The 15,707-nt window shown below is 69.7% G+C and carries 13 protein-coding genes; 8 read left to right on the top strand and 5 right to left on the bottom strand.

From position 1 onward, the window contains the following. Positions 1–288: 288 nt before the first annotated feature. Positions 289–732: a MarR family winged helix-turn-helix transcriptional regulator gene (locus tag FGD71_RS43405; protein WP_162931391.1), complete on the bottom strand. Its 444-nt coding sequence runs from the start codon at positions 730–732 to the stop codon at positions 289–291. Between the two features lie 123 nt (positions 733–855). Here FGD71_RS43405 and FGD71_RS43400 point away from each other — a divergent pair, with 123 nt between their 5' ends. From FGD71_RS43400 to FGD71_RS43390, 3 genes are all read left to right on the top strand, one after another. Continuing rightward, positions 856–1,392, top strand: coding sequence for a DUF1453 domain-containing protein (locus FGD71_RS43400; protein WP_119106105.1), 537 nt, complete (start codon positions 856–858; stop codon positions 1,390–1,392). A 123-nt stretch (positions 1,393–1,515) separates the two neighbouring features. Then, positions 1,516–2,514, top strand: coding sequence for a ketoacyl-ACP synthase III family protein (locus tag FGD71_RS43395; RefSeq protein WP_119106104.1), 999 nt, complete (start codon positions 1,516–1,518; stop codon positions 2,512–2,514). 2 nt (positions 2,515–2,516) lie between these two features. Next, positions 2,517–4,322 (top strand): AMP-binding protein, encoded by a 1,806-nt coding sequence (locus tag FGD71_RS43390; RefSeq protein ID WP_119106103.1) that lies wholly within the window; start codon positions 2,517–2,519, stop codon positions 4,320–4,322. Positions 4,323–4,433: 111 nt separating this feature from the next. Here the strand turns inward: FGD71_RS43390 and FGD71_RS43385 are convergent, their stop codons facing one another. Continuing rightward, the gene (locus FGD71_RS43385) at positions 4,434–5,717 is read right to left on the bottom strand and encodes an FAD-dependent oxidoreductase (protein WP_276147191.1); all 1,284 of its coding nucleotides are present in this window, start codon (positions 5,715–5,717) and stop codon (positions 4,434–4,436) included. Between the two features lie 493 nt (positions 5,718–6,210). Between FGD71_RS43385 and FGD71_RS43380 the strand changes: the two genes are divergently transcribed. The 5 genes from FGD71_RS43380 (at position 6,211) to FGD71_RS43360 (ending at position 13,444) form a co-directional block, all read left to right on the top strand. Further along, positions 6,211–7,278 (top strand): polyprenyl synthetase family protein, encoded by a 1,068-nt coding sequence (locus tag FGD71_RS43380; protein WP_119106101.1) that lies wholly within the window; start codon positions 6,211–6,213, stop codon positions 7,276–7,278. Next, positions 7,269–9,956 (top strand): UbiA family prenyltransferase, encoded by a 2,688-nt coding sequence (locus tag FGD71_RS43375; RefSeq protein ID WP_119106100.1) that lies wholly within the window; start codon positions 7,269–7,271, stop codon positions 9,954–9,956. Before FGD71_RS43380 ends, FGD71_RS43375 begins: the two co-directional genes overlap by 10 nt. Beyond that, complete coding sequence (locus FGD71_RS43370) at positions 9,953–11,161, top strand: cytochrome P450 (RefSeq protein WP_119106099.1); 1,209 nt, start codon at positions 9,953–9,955, stop codon at positions 11,159–11,161. Before FGD71_RS43375 ends, FGD71_RS43370 begins: the two co-directional genes overlap by 4 nt. Positions 11,162–11,223: 62 nt before the next feature. Then, the gene (locus FGD71_RS43365; RefSeq protein ID WP_119106098.1) at positions 11,224–12,975 is read left to right on the top strand and encodes a prenyltransferase/squalene oxidase repeat-containing protein; all 1,752 of its coding nucleotides are present in this window, start codon (positions 11,224–11,226) and stop codon (positions 12,973–12,975) included. Positions 12,976–13,117: 142 nt separating this feature from the next. Next, positions 13,118–13,444 carry an antibiotic biosynthesis monooxygenase family protein gene (locus FGD71_RS43360; RefSeq protein ID WP_119106117.1) on the top strand — a complete coding sequence of 109 codons (327 nt, stop codon included), beginning with the start codon at positions 13,118–13,120 and terminating at the stop codon, positions 13,442–13,444. A 108-nt stretch (positions 13,445–13,552) separates the two neighbouring features. Here the strand turns inward: FGD71_RS43360 and FGD71_RS43355 are convergent, their stop codons facing one another. From FGD71_RS43355 to FGD71_RS43345, 3 genes are all read right to left on the bottom strand, one after another. Then, on the bottom strand, positions 13,553–14,179 hold the full coding sequence (locus tag FGD71_RS43355; protein WP_119106097.1) for a YigZ family protein: 627 nt from the start codon (positions 14,177–14,179) through the stop codon (positions 13,553–13,555). Between the two features lie 70 nt (positions 14,180–14,249). Continuing rightward, entirely contained in the window at positions 14,250–14,816 is a 567-nt protein-coding gene (locus FGD71_RS43350) for a SixA phosphatase family protein (RefSeq protein ID WP_119106096.1), read from the bottom strand. Beyond that, positions 14,813–15,637, bottom strand: a complete 825-nt coding sequence (locus FGD71_RS43345) for a hypothetical protein (protein ID WP_119106095.1) — start codon at positions 15,635–15,637, stop codon at positions 14,813–14,815. Before FGD71_RS43345 ends, FGD71_RS43350 begins: the two co-directional genes overlap by 4 nt. Positions 15,638–15,707 lie beyond the last annotated feature (70 nt).

Raw genomic sequence — 15,707 nt, 5'->3', positions numbered from 1 at the left:
TCACTCTTACAAACTGTCGCGGAGCCGCAGCACTCCGGATTCGAAGTCCGATTGCCGAACGGCTGGCACCTCCCCGATCCGCAGGCCGCATCCTGCCATCAGCCAGATAGATATCGCCCAGTCAGGGCGAATCTTTTCTGCGATAGCCCTCGCGGCTTCAAGAAGCCAGTGTGACCGGCCACCGTTGTTTTGCGACCGGTCGTGAGGGCGGAGCAGGTCAGGCACGGGATGGCGCAGTGGGGTTTGCGAGGGTGGGTCACGAGAGCGGGCGAGGTGGGGGTGATTTGGTCACCGACCGTGAGGGCGCGATCCCTTGTCCAGCAGGTCGGACAGCTCACCGAGCAGTTCCACGGCTCGGGCCGCGCTCGCCGCGTCGAGGTGAGGGAAGGCGTCGGCCAGTGCGGCGTCGACCGGCCGCCTGCCGTATTCCTCGAAGGTCTGCCGGTGCGCAGCGGGATGGAGGCGCACCCTGGTCTGCCGTCGGTCGTTCGGGTCCTTGCTGGACTCGAGTACGCCCGCCTTGGTCAGTTCGTGAACGACCTTGGAAACCCTGCTCTGCGCCAGGCCAACACTCCGGCTGATCTCGCTGATGGCACTGTTCGGACTGCGGGCGATGCTCTCCAGCACGGCAAGATCGCCGACCGAGATCGGCAACTCGGCTCCGTCCTGACTGGCCTTGAGCGCGATCTCCCGGAGTTGCCTGGCCAGCCGGTGCAGTCGGAGAACGTCCACCTCACGGATCCTACACGCGCGGCCGACGCTGCTTTTGCGAGTCGTTGACCCCATGATTCACCACTCATCAGCAATGCATCACCTAAGATGCATCACATGTGATGCTTTCACGGGAGGAGGATCATGACCTGGACCGACTGGGCCGTCTCGCTCGGGCTGATCGCACTGGTCCTGCGGCAGATCCGCGGAAAGAAGCTGACTGTGGCCAGCCTGCTGTGGCCGGTGGCTCTGGTGGCGTGGGCCGGGTTCGAGTACCTGGGCGACTTCCCGGCGTACACCTCCGACTGGATCTTCGCGCTCTGCCTGGCCGCGGTGGGTCTCGCACTCGGACTCGGCTGTGGCGCGTGGACGCAGGTCTACCACGACGGCGAGAAGGTGGTCGCGCGGGCGACAGTCCCGGCCGCGGCGCTGTGGATCACCGGCATGTCCAGCAGGCTCGCCTTCGGCGTCATCGCGCTCAACGGCGGCGCCGAGGCGATCGGGCGGCTCAGCGAGAAGCTCAACCTGCACTCGGAGAACACCTGGCCCACTGCCCTGATCCTCATGGCGTTGTGCGAGGTGCTGTCCCGCACGGTCCTGTTGCTGCTGAAGTACCGCACGGCACAGAAGCAGTCATGGCAGCCCACTGATGCCAAGAACCCGCAGACCTCCGTGAGCTGAGGCCGACAGAACGCAGGCGCGGACGTCTCACCAAACCCACTGGGCCGGGACGCCCCTCCACCAAACCCACGGGGCCGGGACGCCGCTTCGCCAAATCCTCCTGAGCGAGAGGCAGTTGATGACATGAACGACCTGTACGTCGCCGGCGTCGGCGTCTACCTGCCCGCCCGCGAAACCGCGGCCGAGGCGATCGAGGCGGGCCACTACGACACCGAGTCCGCCCGCGCCGACGAGGTACTTTCGGCCTGCGTGGAGCCGACGCTGTTCCCTGCCGAGATGGCCGCCACCGCGGGCCGTGCCGCCCTGGACATGGCCGGCGACGGCATCGGTACGTGGCGCGCGGTGTTCCACTCCTACGTCGACTACCAGGGCGCCCGGTACTGGCAGGCCGCGCCGTACGTCGCCCTGCACACGGTGGGTGCTTCGGTGCCGTCGTTCGATGTCGTGCAGGAGTGCAACGGGGCGATGGGGTCGATCGAACTCGGGCGGCGGTTCATCACCGGGCCCGACGACGCGGTGCTGGTCACCACCGGGGACCGGTTCGACAACCCATGGGTGAAGCGGTGGTACGGCGACCAGTCGGTGCTCGCCGACGGCGGCAGCGCGCTGGTGCTCAGCGGAGCGCGCGGTTTCGCGAAGGTGAAGTCGCTGGTGACCCTGGCCGAAAACTCGCTCGAGGCGGAGGCTCGCGGAGGTGCGTTCGGCTCCGGTGCCGACCTCTCGCTGATCGACTTCGAGGAGTTGCGCAAGAGATTCCACGACACCGAGGTGCCCATGCTCGAGCACTACGGACGGATGGAAGCCCTGCTCCACGACTGCATCGGCCAGGTGCTCGCCGAGGCCGGGGTCACCGCCGAACAGCTGGCCCATGTGATCCCGGTGGTCACCACGAAATGGCGGACGGAGATCCAGCTGGACCGCATGCTCGGCCTGCCGATCGAACGCTCCACGTGGGACATCGGCCGCGCCACCGGCCACGTAGGCACCGGCGACCAGATCATCGGCCTGCACCACGTGGTCACCACCGGCAAGGTGCAGCGGGGTGATCAGGTACTGCTGCTCGGTGGCGGAACCGGCTACACGGTCACCGCCGCGGTGCTCGAGATCGTGGAGGACATCTGATCATGCGCGAACCGTGGGACACCACCTTCGAGCACCTCCTGCTGTCCGTGCTGAAGGAACCGGGCGACGGTGTGGAGGAGCTGGACCCCGACACACCCCTCACCTGCTACGGGCTCACCTCACTCGGGAGTCTGCACCTCGGCAGGCAACTGTCCCAGCACTATGGAATCGCCCTGCGTTCGTTCAACGAGCGGGCCTTTCGTACCCCGCGATCGCTGTGGACCTTCGTCAGCGACAACGGTCCCGGGCGCACCGCCGACGCGAACCCACAGACCGCCCGGCAGTCGGCCGACGGAGCGCTGCGCGGCCTGGCCGACCGGTTCCTCGAGTCGGCACGCCTGCACCCGGACGCGGTTTGCCTCATCGACGGCGGCGGCACCCTCACGTACGCCGAGATGGCAGGCCAGGCAGCCGCGCTGGCCTCGGCGATCGGTACCGGTGGCGTGGTCGCCGTGCTCGGCGAGAGGGAGGCGGCCACGTACCGCGCCTGTCTGGCGGCGCTGTACGCGGGTGCCACCGTGGTCCCGTTGTCGCTGGACTTCCCGCCGGAGCGCAACGCGGACATCGTCCGGCAGGCCGGTGTGCGGTGCGTCGTGCTCACCGACCGGCGCGAAGACCCGCTCGTGGCGGCGCAGCTCGCCGCGATGGGGGACGTGGCGGTGGTGGACGGCCTGGTGCTGCCACCGACTGTCGCCGACATCCCGGCGGGTCAGGAGGGTCAGGACGTCTCGCCCGACGCCGTGGCCTACTACATCTTCACCTCGGGATCCACGGGTCGGCCCAAGGGCGTCGGCATCACCCATCGCAATGTCGATGCGTTCCTGACCCAGGCGCTCCCGAACTTCGAGGTGGGGCCGGGGGACGTGTTCTCCCAGTGCCACGGGCTGACCTTCGACTTCTCCGTGTTCGAGATGTGGGGTGCGTGGAGCACGGGCGCGGCGCTGCTGGCCGTGTCCCGGATCCAGGCGCTCAACCCGGCGGACACGGTTGTCGGGCACGGGGTCACGGTGTGGGCCTGCACGCCCAGCCTGATCGAGTCCGCCGCAGCCGCCGGTCACCTTGCCGCGGACTCGATGCCCGGCCTGCGCCATATCGTGATCGGCGGTGAACCGTTGCACGTGAGCACCGCCCTGCTCGCGCAGGCGGCCGCTCCGCACGCGATCATCGACAACGTGTACGGGCCGACCGAGGCGACGGTGTGGGCCACCACCTACCGCATCGCGCCGGACGGGCCCCTGCCGGACGACGACCGCATCGTGCCGATCGGAACTCCCGCGCCCGGCATGCACGTACGGGTCGGCGCGACGGGTGAACTGCTGCTCTCCGGGCCTCAGGTGTTCGGCGGTTACCTCGACCCGGCCTTCGACGCGGCGAAGTTCGCCCAGGAGGATCGACGGGTCTGGTACCGCACGGGTGACCTGGTCGACCGGGACGAGAGCGGATTGCTGCGCCACCGGGGCCGGATCGACGGTCAGGTGAAGATCCGCGGATACCGAGTGGAACTCGGCGAGATCGAGCAGACCGCCTCCCGGTTGCTGGGCGGTGTCCGGACCGCGGCGCTACGGATCTCCGGCGGCCCCTTGGACGTCGAGCTGGTCCTGTTCCTGGAGGCGCCGTCGGTGGACGAGCCGGCACTTCGCGGGAAACTCGGACGGATGCTGCCTGCTTACATGGTCCCCGACCGGGTGATCGCCATGGAGCCGTTCCGGCTCACCGCGCACGGCAAGCTGGATCGAGCGCACCTGGCAGACCTGGTGCGCCCGCAGAAGAACGTCGACCCGGCAGCCCCGGCAGCCGTGCCGGGCTGACCGAGTCGGCTGCGGTTGGCTTCGCGAACACACGTCGCCCCGATCGACCCGCTCGGCCATCGAGCGGGTCGATCGGCGTTCGGGACGGTGCTTCAGCGCTCGGGCGCTGCTTCAGTACACGGTGCCCAGCAGCCGGGCCTCCGGCGGCAGTTGCGCGTGGCGGTCGGGCAGGCCGAGTTGCTGCAGGCGGTCGAGGACGCTGAACGGCTGGTGTCCGAGCCCCGAGATGTTGTGCATGATCTTGTAGCAGAGCCGCTCGTTCCGCCCGTGGCACCGCAGGATGTAGGCGGAGCGCGCGAAGCGGAACTTGGTGACGGTTTCGGTGAACAGCGCCGCGAAGCGATGGCTGAACTCGGCGATCGTCCGGACCTCCGCGCGGCGCCGGTCGCCATAGGTGGCCAACGCCCGGTCGAGCCGGCGTAGGTCAGCGTGGTCGACGTCTTCCAGCAGTCGCGAGAGGGCCGCGGCATCGGCGATGGCGGCGTTCATGCCCTGTCCCGCCATCGGATGCACCGCGTGTGCGGCATCCCCGACCAGTGGCGCACCGTCGCGGTGGAACTCGGGCGCGATGAACCGGCGGGCGGAGAGCACCCGCGAGGTCGCCATGCCCCTGCGGACCGAGTCGGCCACCGGTTCCAGCGCCGGACACGAGGCCAGAGCGGAATCGATCCACTCGGTGAGCCCCTGCTTGCCGATCCGGTTGACGAACCCCTTGGGCACCTGGAGGTACAGGCGTCCGCCCGCTTCCGGCATCGGATACATGACGCGCATGCCCTCGGGCGTGACGAAGGTGGTCGCCTGGGTGGCCAGGTGGGGTGCGTCGACCAGGTCGACGGCGACGACCTGGTGCCCGTAGGCGACGGCGTCGACGCCGATGCCCAGCTGCGTACGGAGCTTCGATCCGTGGCCGTCGCTCGCGACCACCAGAGGGGCGTGGATCTGTTCCCGGTCTCGGCCCTGGCGCAGGCGTACGCCGTTCACCCGGCCGTCGGAATCCCGCACCACTGATTCCACCGACACGTGACGGCGGAACTCGACCGCGGCCGGCAGAGCGGCGATGAAGTTGTCGAGTATCCCTTTGTACGTGTGCGTGAGGCAGTGGTTGTAGTCGCCGGGGAGCCACCGGTAATCCATGGCGCACATTTCCTTGCCGGCTGCTGTCGTGCAGGCCAGACGGTCGATGGTTCGCGCCCCGGCCTTGCGGAGGGTGTCGAGTGCACCCAAGCCGTCGAGGATGGCGAGTGAACCAGGCTGCAGCAACTCACCTTTGAATGTTTCGACGGTGTCTCCGAGCTTGTCCACCAGAAGGACTTGTTTCCCCTGGCGGCCAAACATGACCGCGGCTGCAAGCCCACCTGCGCCGGCGCCGCAAACAATGACGTCGTACCTGTGCATGGTCCTGGCCATGTTGCGAACATTAGCTTGCCGATCCCGTTGCACGGCAGTCGTTTCTCATTGATGGGAAACTCTTGGGAATCCCGAAACCGTTATGGCGCTGACCTGCTGTGAGGCCCCGTGATCTCGGGAACTTTTGAGCTTCCCTTCAATATTCGATGGGGCGTTCTTGGCTTTCTCGACGGTATGGCAATGATCCGTTCGGACGACTGTTTGACACCGTCCAGTTATAGTCGCTACGATCCATCATCACGTGATGGATCTTTCGTGATGGATCTGAACAACGGGGGCACAAAGTGAAGTTCACCTTGCTCGTTCATCTATACCTCACGGCCCCGTTCTGAACCGCGGCCGCTGCTTCCCTGCGTAATGCCGGGATCCCTTTTTCTTGCGCATTCCTTTCCCGTGCCTTCGCGCATTGGCGCCCGCATTCGCATTCCACTGACCTGCATCGTGACCTGCCCTGCCCAGGTCCTGATGAATTGAGGTAGGCATGCACAACCCATCCGTGCCAGTCCTCTCGGCACGAGCTGACCTCCACAACAGCATCCTGTCGTACGGCGAAGCCGAGGAGGCGTCGATCCGGGACCGTTCCGCGTACCTCGTCGACCTGGTGCTGCACCGACTCAAAGGCGACTGGGCCGCCGGCGACCGCCTGACCGAGGTGTGCAACTACGCGCTGGGCGCCCCTGGCAAGTACTTCCGTCCCATCCTGCTGCTGGAGAGCGCGGCGGCCGTGGGCGGCGACCTGCATCAGGTGATGCCGGCGGCGGCCGGGACCGAGGGTGCCCACCTGGCCAGCCTGATGCACGACGACATCATCGACGGCGACGAGCTGCGACGGGGCATGCCCGCGGTCCACGCGAAGTACAGCCAGGCCGACGCCATCGTGGGCGGGGATGCGCTGATCTTCTACCTGTTCGCGGCGCTGGCCACCTGCGCCGCCAACGGTGTCGAGGCACAGCGCATCGTCCTGGCCATGGGCAAGGCGGCGAAGGCCGGAGCGGAACTCTGCCAGGGACAGATGATGGAGGAGGAGATCCGGCAGAACTACGACAGCCGGGTCACGTCCTACCTGCGGATGATCGAGAACAAGACGGCGGCCCTGTTCCGCGCCGCCTGCTCCATCGGTGGCACCCTGGGCGGCGGATCCGCCGAGGAGGCCGATGCGCTCGCCCGTTACGGAACGGGGCTCGGCATCGCGTTCCAGATCCAGGACGACCTCCTCCCCTACCTCTCCACCGCCGAGGAGACCGGCAAACCGCACAGCAGCGACCTCGCCAACCGGCGGCTCACCCTGCCGTTCCTGCTGTGCCGGGCCGCAGCCGGCCCCGAACTCGCCGCGGAACTGGACGATCTGATCAACAGTGAGGGCGACCTTGAGGACCGGCACCTGCGGCTGGCCGCGCTGCTGACCCGGCACGGAGCCGTCACGCGGGCGGCCGAGGAGGCACGAAGATACGCCGCCGACGCCATCGATGCGCTCGTACCGCTGCCCCAGAGCCCGAGCAGGCAGAGCCTGGAGTACTTCGCGAAGGCGGCGGTGAGCAGATGCCGATAGACCGCATCAGGGTCCGGACCGCGCTCTTCGCCCACCTCGAGACCTGGCGCCCGTACACCGCGTTCTACGTCGGCCTGGTCGGCCTTGCGGGCGCCGTCCTGGCCGATCAACACGCCTCGCCCGGACGCTTGTTGGCGGCCTGGGCGACGCCGACTCTGGGATGGCTCGGTGGCCTCTACGGCGGTGACTACTTCGACCGCCACCTCGACGCGGAGGCCAAGCCCCAGCGCCCCATCCCCTCCGGGCGGATGTCCGCGAACACCGCACTGTGTTGCTTCATCTCCTGCACCGTGGCGGGCGGACTGTTCTCACTCGTCCTCAACTGGCGCACCGTCCTCCTGGTGCTCGTCGCGCTGGCCGCCGGGGTCTCCTACAGCACCGTCTTCAAGGCACGCGGTCTGAGCGGCAACATCGTGCGCGGCGGCATGACCGCGCTGGCCTTCCTCTACGGCGCGATGACGGTCAGCGCCTACCCTCCGGCCCGGCTGCTGCCGCTCGCTCTGGTCTTCTGGCTGCACGACGCCGCGTCCAACCTGGTCGGAGCCGTGCGGGACATCGAAGGCGACCGCAAGGGCGGCTACCTCACCTTCGCCGTCAACCACGGCTCCTCCGCCGCCACCCGCGTGGCCTCACTCCTCCTGACCGGTGCCTACGCACTGGCCCTGGCCGCTCCCGCGATCCTCGGCCGCCCCTGGCGCACCGGCTTCGCCGTCATGCTGGTTCTGGCCGCCGCGAGCGCGGCGCTGGCGGTCGGCCCGCTGTTCCGTCTTGCCGGGGAGACACGCCGCCCCGCCTACCACGCCCACGAGGTACTGGTGTTCAGCCGCATCCTGCTGGCCGGGGCCTTTGTGGTCTGGACGCTGGATGACGGTGTGGGCCCGTTACTGGTCGTCGCCGCGACGGGCGCCACCTGGGGAAGTCAGCGACAGCTCCGGGAGCGCTACGAGTTCAGGACGGCGCAGCCCTCCACAGCCGGCTCCACAGGCGGCTCGGCCGCCGACTCCGGGGCGCCGCTCTCGCCCGAGGCGGTCCGGGACTTCGTACGGCGACAGCTGGCCGTGCTCAACAGTCATGAGGGAGCGCTGTCCGGTCTGGCCGGCTGGGAGCGCGTGATCGACATCCGGCTGCGCGAGCCGGAGGTGCGGGTCCGGCTCGCGACGGCGAACGGCCGGGTCACGCTGCTCGACCCGGACGCCTCTCCCCCAGCTGCGCGTGCCGTGTCCGTCTCCACCACCGGCGAGGTGTTCCGCGACATCTTCTTGCTGGGCAGAAGCAATCCGCGGCGCGCCTACCTCACCCGGCGGCTGACGATGGAGGCGTCCGCGGCCGACATGATGCGCCTCAACCAGCTCTTCAACAGCTTCCGCCGGCTCTCCCCGCCGTCCGGCGGGATCTCGGGCGCACCGAAGCAAGGCGCACCGCGGCACGGCGCATCACAGCAGGGCGTACCGCGGCAGGACGCGCCACAGCCCACCGGCGCGGACGCGGAGGCCAACTTCCCGGACACCGTGGTGATCAGCGACACCACCCTGCGCGACGGTGAGCAGATGCCGGGCGTGGTCTTCTCTCCCGCGCAGAAACGCGAGATCGCACGACGCCTGGGCGGCCTCGGGATCCCGCTGATCGAGGCAGGGTTCCCGGTCGTCTCCGCCGAGGAGGCGGCAGCGATCCGTGCTGTCGTCGACGATGGCGGGGACGCGCTGGTGCAGGTGATCGCCCGGCCCGTGGACCGCGACGTGGACGCCGCGATCGAGACCGGGGCACACAGCATCGCGGTGTTCATCGGCACTTCCGAAAGCCATCTGTCGGGCAAGCTGGCGATGACGCTGGACGAGGTGCTGATCGCCGTGGACCTGGCCGTCCGGCGCGCGAAGCGGGCGGGACGTCAGGTGGTGTTCGCGGCCGAGGACGCCACACGGACCGACATCGAGGTGCTCGTCCGGGTCTGCCTCGCCGCCGCCGATGCCGGAGCCGACTCCCTCGGCCTCGCCGACACCGTGGGCGTCGCCCATCCGATGTCGATGGCGGCGATGGTCCGGGCGGTTGCCGCCCGATGCCCGCTGCCCATCGCGGTCCACTGCCACAACGACCTCGGTCTCGCCACCGCGAACTCGCTGGCCGGCGTGGCGGCCGGGGCCTCGGGCGTGCAGTGCTCCGTGCTCGGCATCGGCGAGCGGGCGGGCAACGCGCCACTCGAGCAGGTCGTCATGGCCCTGGGTGCCTCGCTCGGCCACGACACCGGACTCGACCTCAAGTCGCTCCACCCGCTGGCCGAGTACGTCTCCGAACTCATCAAGGTCCCCGTTCCGCCGTACCAACCGGTCGTCGGAGCCCATGCGTTCACCCACGAGAGCGGGCTGCACCTGGATGGGATCAGGCAGGATCCCCGGACGTACGAACCGTACCGGCCCGAACTCGTCGGCCGGACGCGGCGGATCGTGCTGGGCAAGCACTCCGGGCTGTCCGCCGTCCGCGCGGTGGCCGACTCGCTCGGTCTGGAACTCGACACCGAGCAGGCCCGCACGACGCTGGCAGCGATCAAGAGGGCGGCGCAGGACGGCGAGTTGGACCCCGCCTCGGACGCTGCGCAGACCGTGCTCCGCTTCGCCGCGTCGGCCGGGAATTCCCCGGCGCACCGTCATTCCGCCGTCAACACCACCGGGAGCAGGGATCGATGACCACCGAGCAGGTCGATTCACCGAAGTTCCCCTTCGAAGGGGACGTGTTCGTCGAACCCGACCCCCGCTACGCCGAGTTGCGGGCCGGTCGCCCGGTCTGTCCCGTCACCGTGCAGAACGGGAAGCGAGCCTGGCTGATCACCCGGTACGAGGACGCCAGGGCCGCACTCACCGATCCGCGCTTCACCCGCGGCGGCACCCTGGACGCGCAGACGGTGCAGGCCATGGGCGTGGCCGGGCCCGCGGGACGGATGGCGCTCATCTATGCGGACCCGCCGCTGCTCACCGAGTCCCGGGGGCTCGTCTCCCGCTACTTCAACGCCCGGCGGGTGGAGTCGCTGCGACCGCGAGCGCAGGAGATCGTCGACGGCCTGATCGACCGGATGGAAGCCACAGGCGGACCGGTCGACCTGCTGGAGAGCCTCGCCCGCCCGCTGCCCATCCAGATCATCTGCGAACTCCTCGGCATTCCGGTGACCGACAGCGACGCCATCCGGCACAGCGTCGAACTGCTCATGCACATCGAAGGCACGTCCGGCGACGAGATCCGCGACGCGTTCACCCATGTCTACGGATATCTCGGCACGTACGTGGGGCGGCTGCGCGAGAAGCCCGGTGACGACCTGCTCAGCGACCTCATCCTGGACGGTGCGGACGATGGCACCTCGCTGAGCGACTCGGAACTGGTCGGGCTCGCGATGCTGCTCTTTGTGACCGGCCACGAGACGACCATGACGCAGATGGTCAATTCCTGCCTGGTGCTGCTGCAGTCGGACGAGCAGCGCACGCGGTTGCTCGACCATCCAGGGCTCATCGACACCTGCGTCGAGGAGTTGCTGCGCTTCGTGCCGCTCGGCCACGCCGGCCTGCCGTTCGCAGCCGGTGAGGACCTGGAGTTCCGCGACGTGAAGATGAGCAAGGGCGAGCTGGTCTTCGTCTCGAAGCTCTCCGCGAACCGGGACGAGAGCGCCTTCGACGCGGCCGGCACCCTGGACATCGGCCGGACGCCCAACCGGCACATCGCCTTCAGCCACGGCCCGCACTACTGCCTCGGTGCCGCGCTGGCCCGGATGGAGCTGCGGGTGGCGATCGGCACCCTGTTTTCTCGCCTGCCCACCCTGCGACTGGCTGTCGATCCCGAGGAGCTGGTCTGGCGCGTCGGCAGCATCCAGCGGGGCCCGGTCGGGCTCCCCGTCACGTGGTAGCCCCAGCGGGCGTCGATCGCACGCCGCCCGAGACACAGCCGTACCCGGAAGTGACAACGACGATGACTACTGCGACCACCGATGACGCCCTCCTCGCCGATCTCGACCGAGCCCTGGACCGGACCACCGGCGCCCTGTTCGACCTGCAACGCCCGGACGGCAGTTGGGAGGGCCGGCTGTCACCGAGTGCGCCGGCCACCGCCGACGTACTGATCGCGATGCATCTCGCCGACCCGGAGGGATGCCGCGACCTCATCGACCGCGGGGTCTCCTGGCTGACGCGGACCCAGCAGGAGGACGGCGGCTGGGGGGACGACGCCGACACCGAGTCGACCCTGAACGGCACCGCGCTCACCGTTGCCGCACTGGCACTGGTGGCGCCGGACCGGGCGGCCGGGAACATCCGCCGCGGCTGGCGGCGGGTGGAGGAGTTCGGTGGCGCGGAGGCCGTACGGGACGTAGAGAAGTGCTCGCTGACCGTGCTCGTCCACTTCTACCTGGTGCTCGCCGGGCTGATGAGTGAGGAGGGGCTGCTCAGGGTACCGATCGAGCTCTCCCTGCTGCCCGGGCCGCTGCGTCGGAAGCTGACCTTCGCGATGCCGACCGCCATGGCCTGGGGCCTGATGTGCGCCGCACTGACGGAGAGCGGCCGGGCGCGGACGGCCGTCAACCGTGCCGCGGCCCCCAAGGCCATCGCGTACCTGGACGGTCTGGTCGGATTCGAAGGGCCGGACGGCGGGTTCGTCGAGTCGCCGATGATGTCCGCCAACGTGGTGATCGGGCTGGCCCTGGCCAAGCGGCGGCCGGACATTGTCCGGCATTGCCTGAAGTACTTCCGCGCGACCGTCAAGCCCGAGGGAGCGTGGTCGGTCACCCGGGACCTGGAGGTGGACGCGACCAACTTCATCACCGTAGGTATGCAACACGCCGGCCTGACCGACGACCCCAGGGTGGGCAACGCCGTCACTTGGATCCGCGGCGCCCAGCGGGACGAGGAGTTCATCTGGACGGGAGCGCCCTCCGGCGGCTGGGGCTGGGGACTGCCCTCGGGCTGGCCCAACAGCGGCAACACGGCCGACGCGGTGCTGGCGCTCGCGGGAGCCGGGCACGACGTACACGACCCGCAGGTGCGCCGCGGCGCCGACTGGCTCCTCGAACAGCAGAACCACGACGGCTCGTGGAGCTGCTTCGCCCGGGTCGGCCGGATCGCGACCCTGGACCCCTCGTTCGCGATGGTCGGCAAGGCCCGCTCGCCCAAGGTGCTCTACGGGCCCTGCGCGGTGATGTCCGCCGAGGCGGTCTCCGCCCTCGGGCTCTCCGGCGCCTGCCCGCCTGGCGACCCGCGCCTGGTCAGGGCGTATCAGTGGTTCAAGAGGGTGCAGCGCGCCGACGGCGGGATCGACAACAAGTGGTACGTCGGACGGGTCACCGGTACCGGGTCGGTGCTGCGCGCCCTCGGCGATGTCGGCCTGGGGCACACCGAGGTCGCGCGGCGCTGCGTCTCCTGGCTCCGCCTGCACCAGAACCCGGACGGGGGTTGGGGGCAGACGGCCCCGCCTGACGGACCGTCAACAGTCGAGGAGACGGCCATGGCCATGCTCGGCCTCGTCGCGTCCGGCACCGATCCGACCGATCCCCTGCTGGTCCGCGGCGCCGGCTGGCTGATCGAACACCGGAATCCCGACGGGCTGTGGAGCCCCAGCCTGGTCGGCGTCTACTTCCTGGAACTCCTCTACCGCCACGACCACACGGCCAACGGTTATGCCCTGCAGGCCCTGGCCCGCTACCGCGAGGCCCTGCGTGCACCGGCTTGACAGTCCGGCCCTCCGCCCCTCACCTGAGGTCCTCCAAGAGGAGGTCCAGCGCCGCCTCCTCATGCACAGCGATGCGGGCGAGAGGCGGCCAACCGGGCGGGCCCGCACGGCTCGCCCGTGCCCCTGGGGAACAATGGAGCGCATGAGCATCGTCAAGATCAATGTACTAACGGTTCCCGAAGACCAGCGCGAGACCCTGGAGAAGCGGTTCGCCGCTCGCGCGGGCACGGTGGACAGCTCGGACGGGTTCGAGTGGTTCGAGCTTCTTCGCCCGGTGGAGGGCACCGACACCTACCTCGTCTACACGCGCTGGCGGAGCGAAGAGGACTTCCAGAACTGGATGTCCGGCCGTGGACAGGCGGCGCACAGTGGCGGGTCCGCGGGCGGCGACCGGCCGAAGCCCGCCGCGACCGATGCGACGCTGTGGTCCTTCGAGGTGGTTCAGCAAGCCGGGCCCAAGCAGAGCTGACGCCACCCACCATCGCCGCGGAGAACGCGCCTGATCGAGGCCTTTCGCGAAGGCTCGATCATGGCGCGCCCGCGTGGAGCCCGACCGAGCGGCGGGGGTCCGGCCGAGTCAGGCGTCCCCGTACGCCTCTCCCCCGAGTTCGAACTCCGCGGTCCCCGAGGTCGTATCGGCCAGCCACGCCCGGAACGCCTCCACGTGCGCGTCCGGCAGCCCGATCTCGATGGTGACCGCCTCCCCGTACCGCACATCCCGTACCTCTCGTCCGGTCGACCGCAGGTCGTTCTGCAACTTGCCCGCACGCTGGTGGTCGACCGTGACGGTGGCGAGACGGAAGCGTCTGCGCGTGATCGTGCCGAGGGTGTCCAGCGCCTCGCCCACCGATCCGCCGTACGCGCGGATGAGTCCGCCGGCGCCGAGTTTGACCCCGCCGTAGTAGCGGGTGACCACGGCGACGACGTACCGCATGTCGCGACGCAGCAGCATCTGCAGCATCGGGACGCCTGCCGTGCCGCCCGGTTCGCCGTCGTCACTGGCCTTCTGCACGGAGGCGTGGGCACCGATGACGTACGCGTAGCAGTTGTGCGAGGCGTCCGCGTGCTCCTTGCGGACGCGGGCGATGAAGTCCTGGGCCTCCTGTTCGCTGCCCGCGGGCGCGAGGGCGCACAGGAAGCGGGAACGGTTGACCTCGGTCTCGTGCACGCCTGCGCGGGCCACCGTGCGGTACTCGTCCTGCATCGGGCCAGCGTATGTGCTGCACGCGCGCGTGGGCCCCGCCGGGATGCTCGACGGCCGCCCGGCACGGCGGTCAGCGCTTCTTGTCCGGCCTGTCCGGCTTCGTCTTGCCCCTCGGTACGGTCATCGAGGTGAGCAGCGCCGTGCCCGGGCCGAGGGACCGCCAGGTGGCGCCGTGCCAGGCCAGGACCGCGATCGCCGAGGTGGGGAACTTCGTCCGTACGTCGTCGAGCGCGTCGTCGAGGCAGTCCCCGGCCAGGGTGAGCACCAGCTCCTCCAGTCCGGGGTTGTGCCCGATCAGCAGCAGTGTCCTGACCTCGGTGGGCACTTCGCGTACGGCTGCCAGCAGTTCGGGGACGTCGGCCGCGTACAGCTGGGGATCGTGACGTACGGGAGGGGGTGTGGCCCACTGCGCGGCGGCCAGTTCCCAGGTCTGCCGGGCGCGCCGGGCGGTGGAGCAGAGCGCGAGGTCGGGCAGGCAGCCGGCCTCGGCCAGCGCGTGCCCGGCGGCCGGGGCGTCGCGTCTGCCGCGCGGCGCGAGCGGGCGTTCGTGGTCGGGGATGCCTTCGGGCCAGGCGGACTTGGCGTGCCGCAGCACGACGAGTCTGCGCAACGGGCCCGCCGCCGCGCGCGCGATCACGACGGGGTCCCGCGACCGAGGTCGGACGCGTTCCCGCCGCCGACGTCGGACGGACTGCCGCGGCCGATGTCACGGGTGAGTTCGAGCCCGAGGAGGCGGTCCGCGAAGGCGTACGTCTCGAAGCGCGCGCCGTCCGGAACCGTGTCCGATGTCGCGACGCGCCGCAGGACGTCGAGGACGGCGGGCACGTCCAGGTCGTCCTCCCAGGCGGCGCGCAACTGTTCGCGCACGGGATCGGGGATGGGGCTGGAGGGCCGCGTCGCCCAGGCGGCGACGGCTCCGCGCCAGTGGGTGATGACCTTCTCGGCGTCGGCGAGGGCGGCGGCGCCGAGCCTGACGGGATCGCGGCGCGGCCGGGCGAGCAGGGCGAGACGCAGCGCCGAGGGGTCGTCCTGGCCGCTCCCCCGGGAACCTGCGGCGCTCTCCTCGTCGGCGGGGCCGTCGGTGCTCTCGTCATGGACCGGGGCGACCTCGACATGGACGCCCTCCAGTGCCTTGTCCTCCGGGCCGGGGGCGCCCAGGACATGCAGTACCTGTGCCTCGCCCAGCCCCGGTCCGCTCTCACGGTGCTCCTCGAACGGCCGGACGCCGAGCGCCGTGGCCCGCTCCCGGAGTTCCGCCTGCCCCTCCGCCGCGGTCAGCACCGTCCAGACGGGCGTGCCGTTGAGCTCCAGGGCGCGGACGAGGACGTCGGCGACGAGGAGGACCCGCAGGCCGGTGGTGTCGGGGCGCGGCACATGTGCCTCGACACGGGTCAGGCCCCGGCGGGCGGGGGCGGCATCGGTGGGTTCGCCGGTTCGAGCGTCGGTGATTTGGAGCACGGGGTGAGCGTAGGCGTGCGGAAGGCCGGACGCAGAGAGGCGTGCGCCATTTCGGGCACGCGGGGATCTC

The organism is Streptomyces sporangiiformans (genome assembly GCF_005768555.2).
In the GTDB taxonomy this organism is placed as follows: Bacteria; Actinomycetota; Actinomycetes; order Streptomycetales; family Streptomycetaceae; genus Streptomyces; species Streptomyces sporangiiformans.
This window is presented reverse-complemented; position numbering and strand designations above follow the sequence as displayed.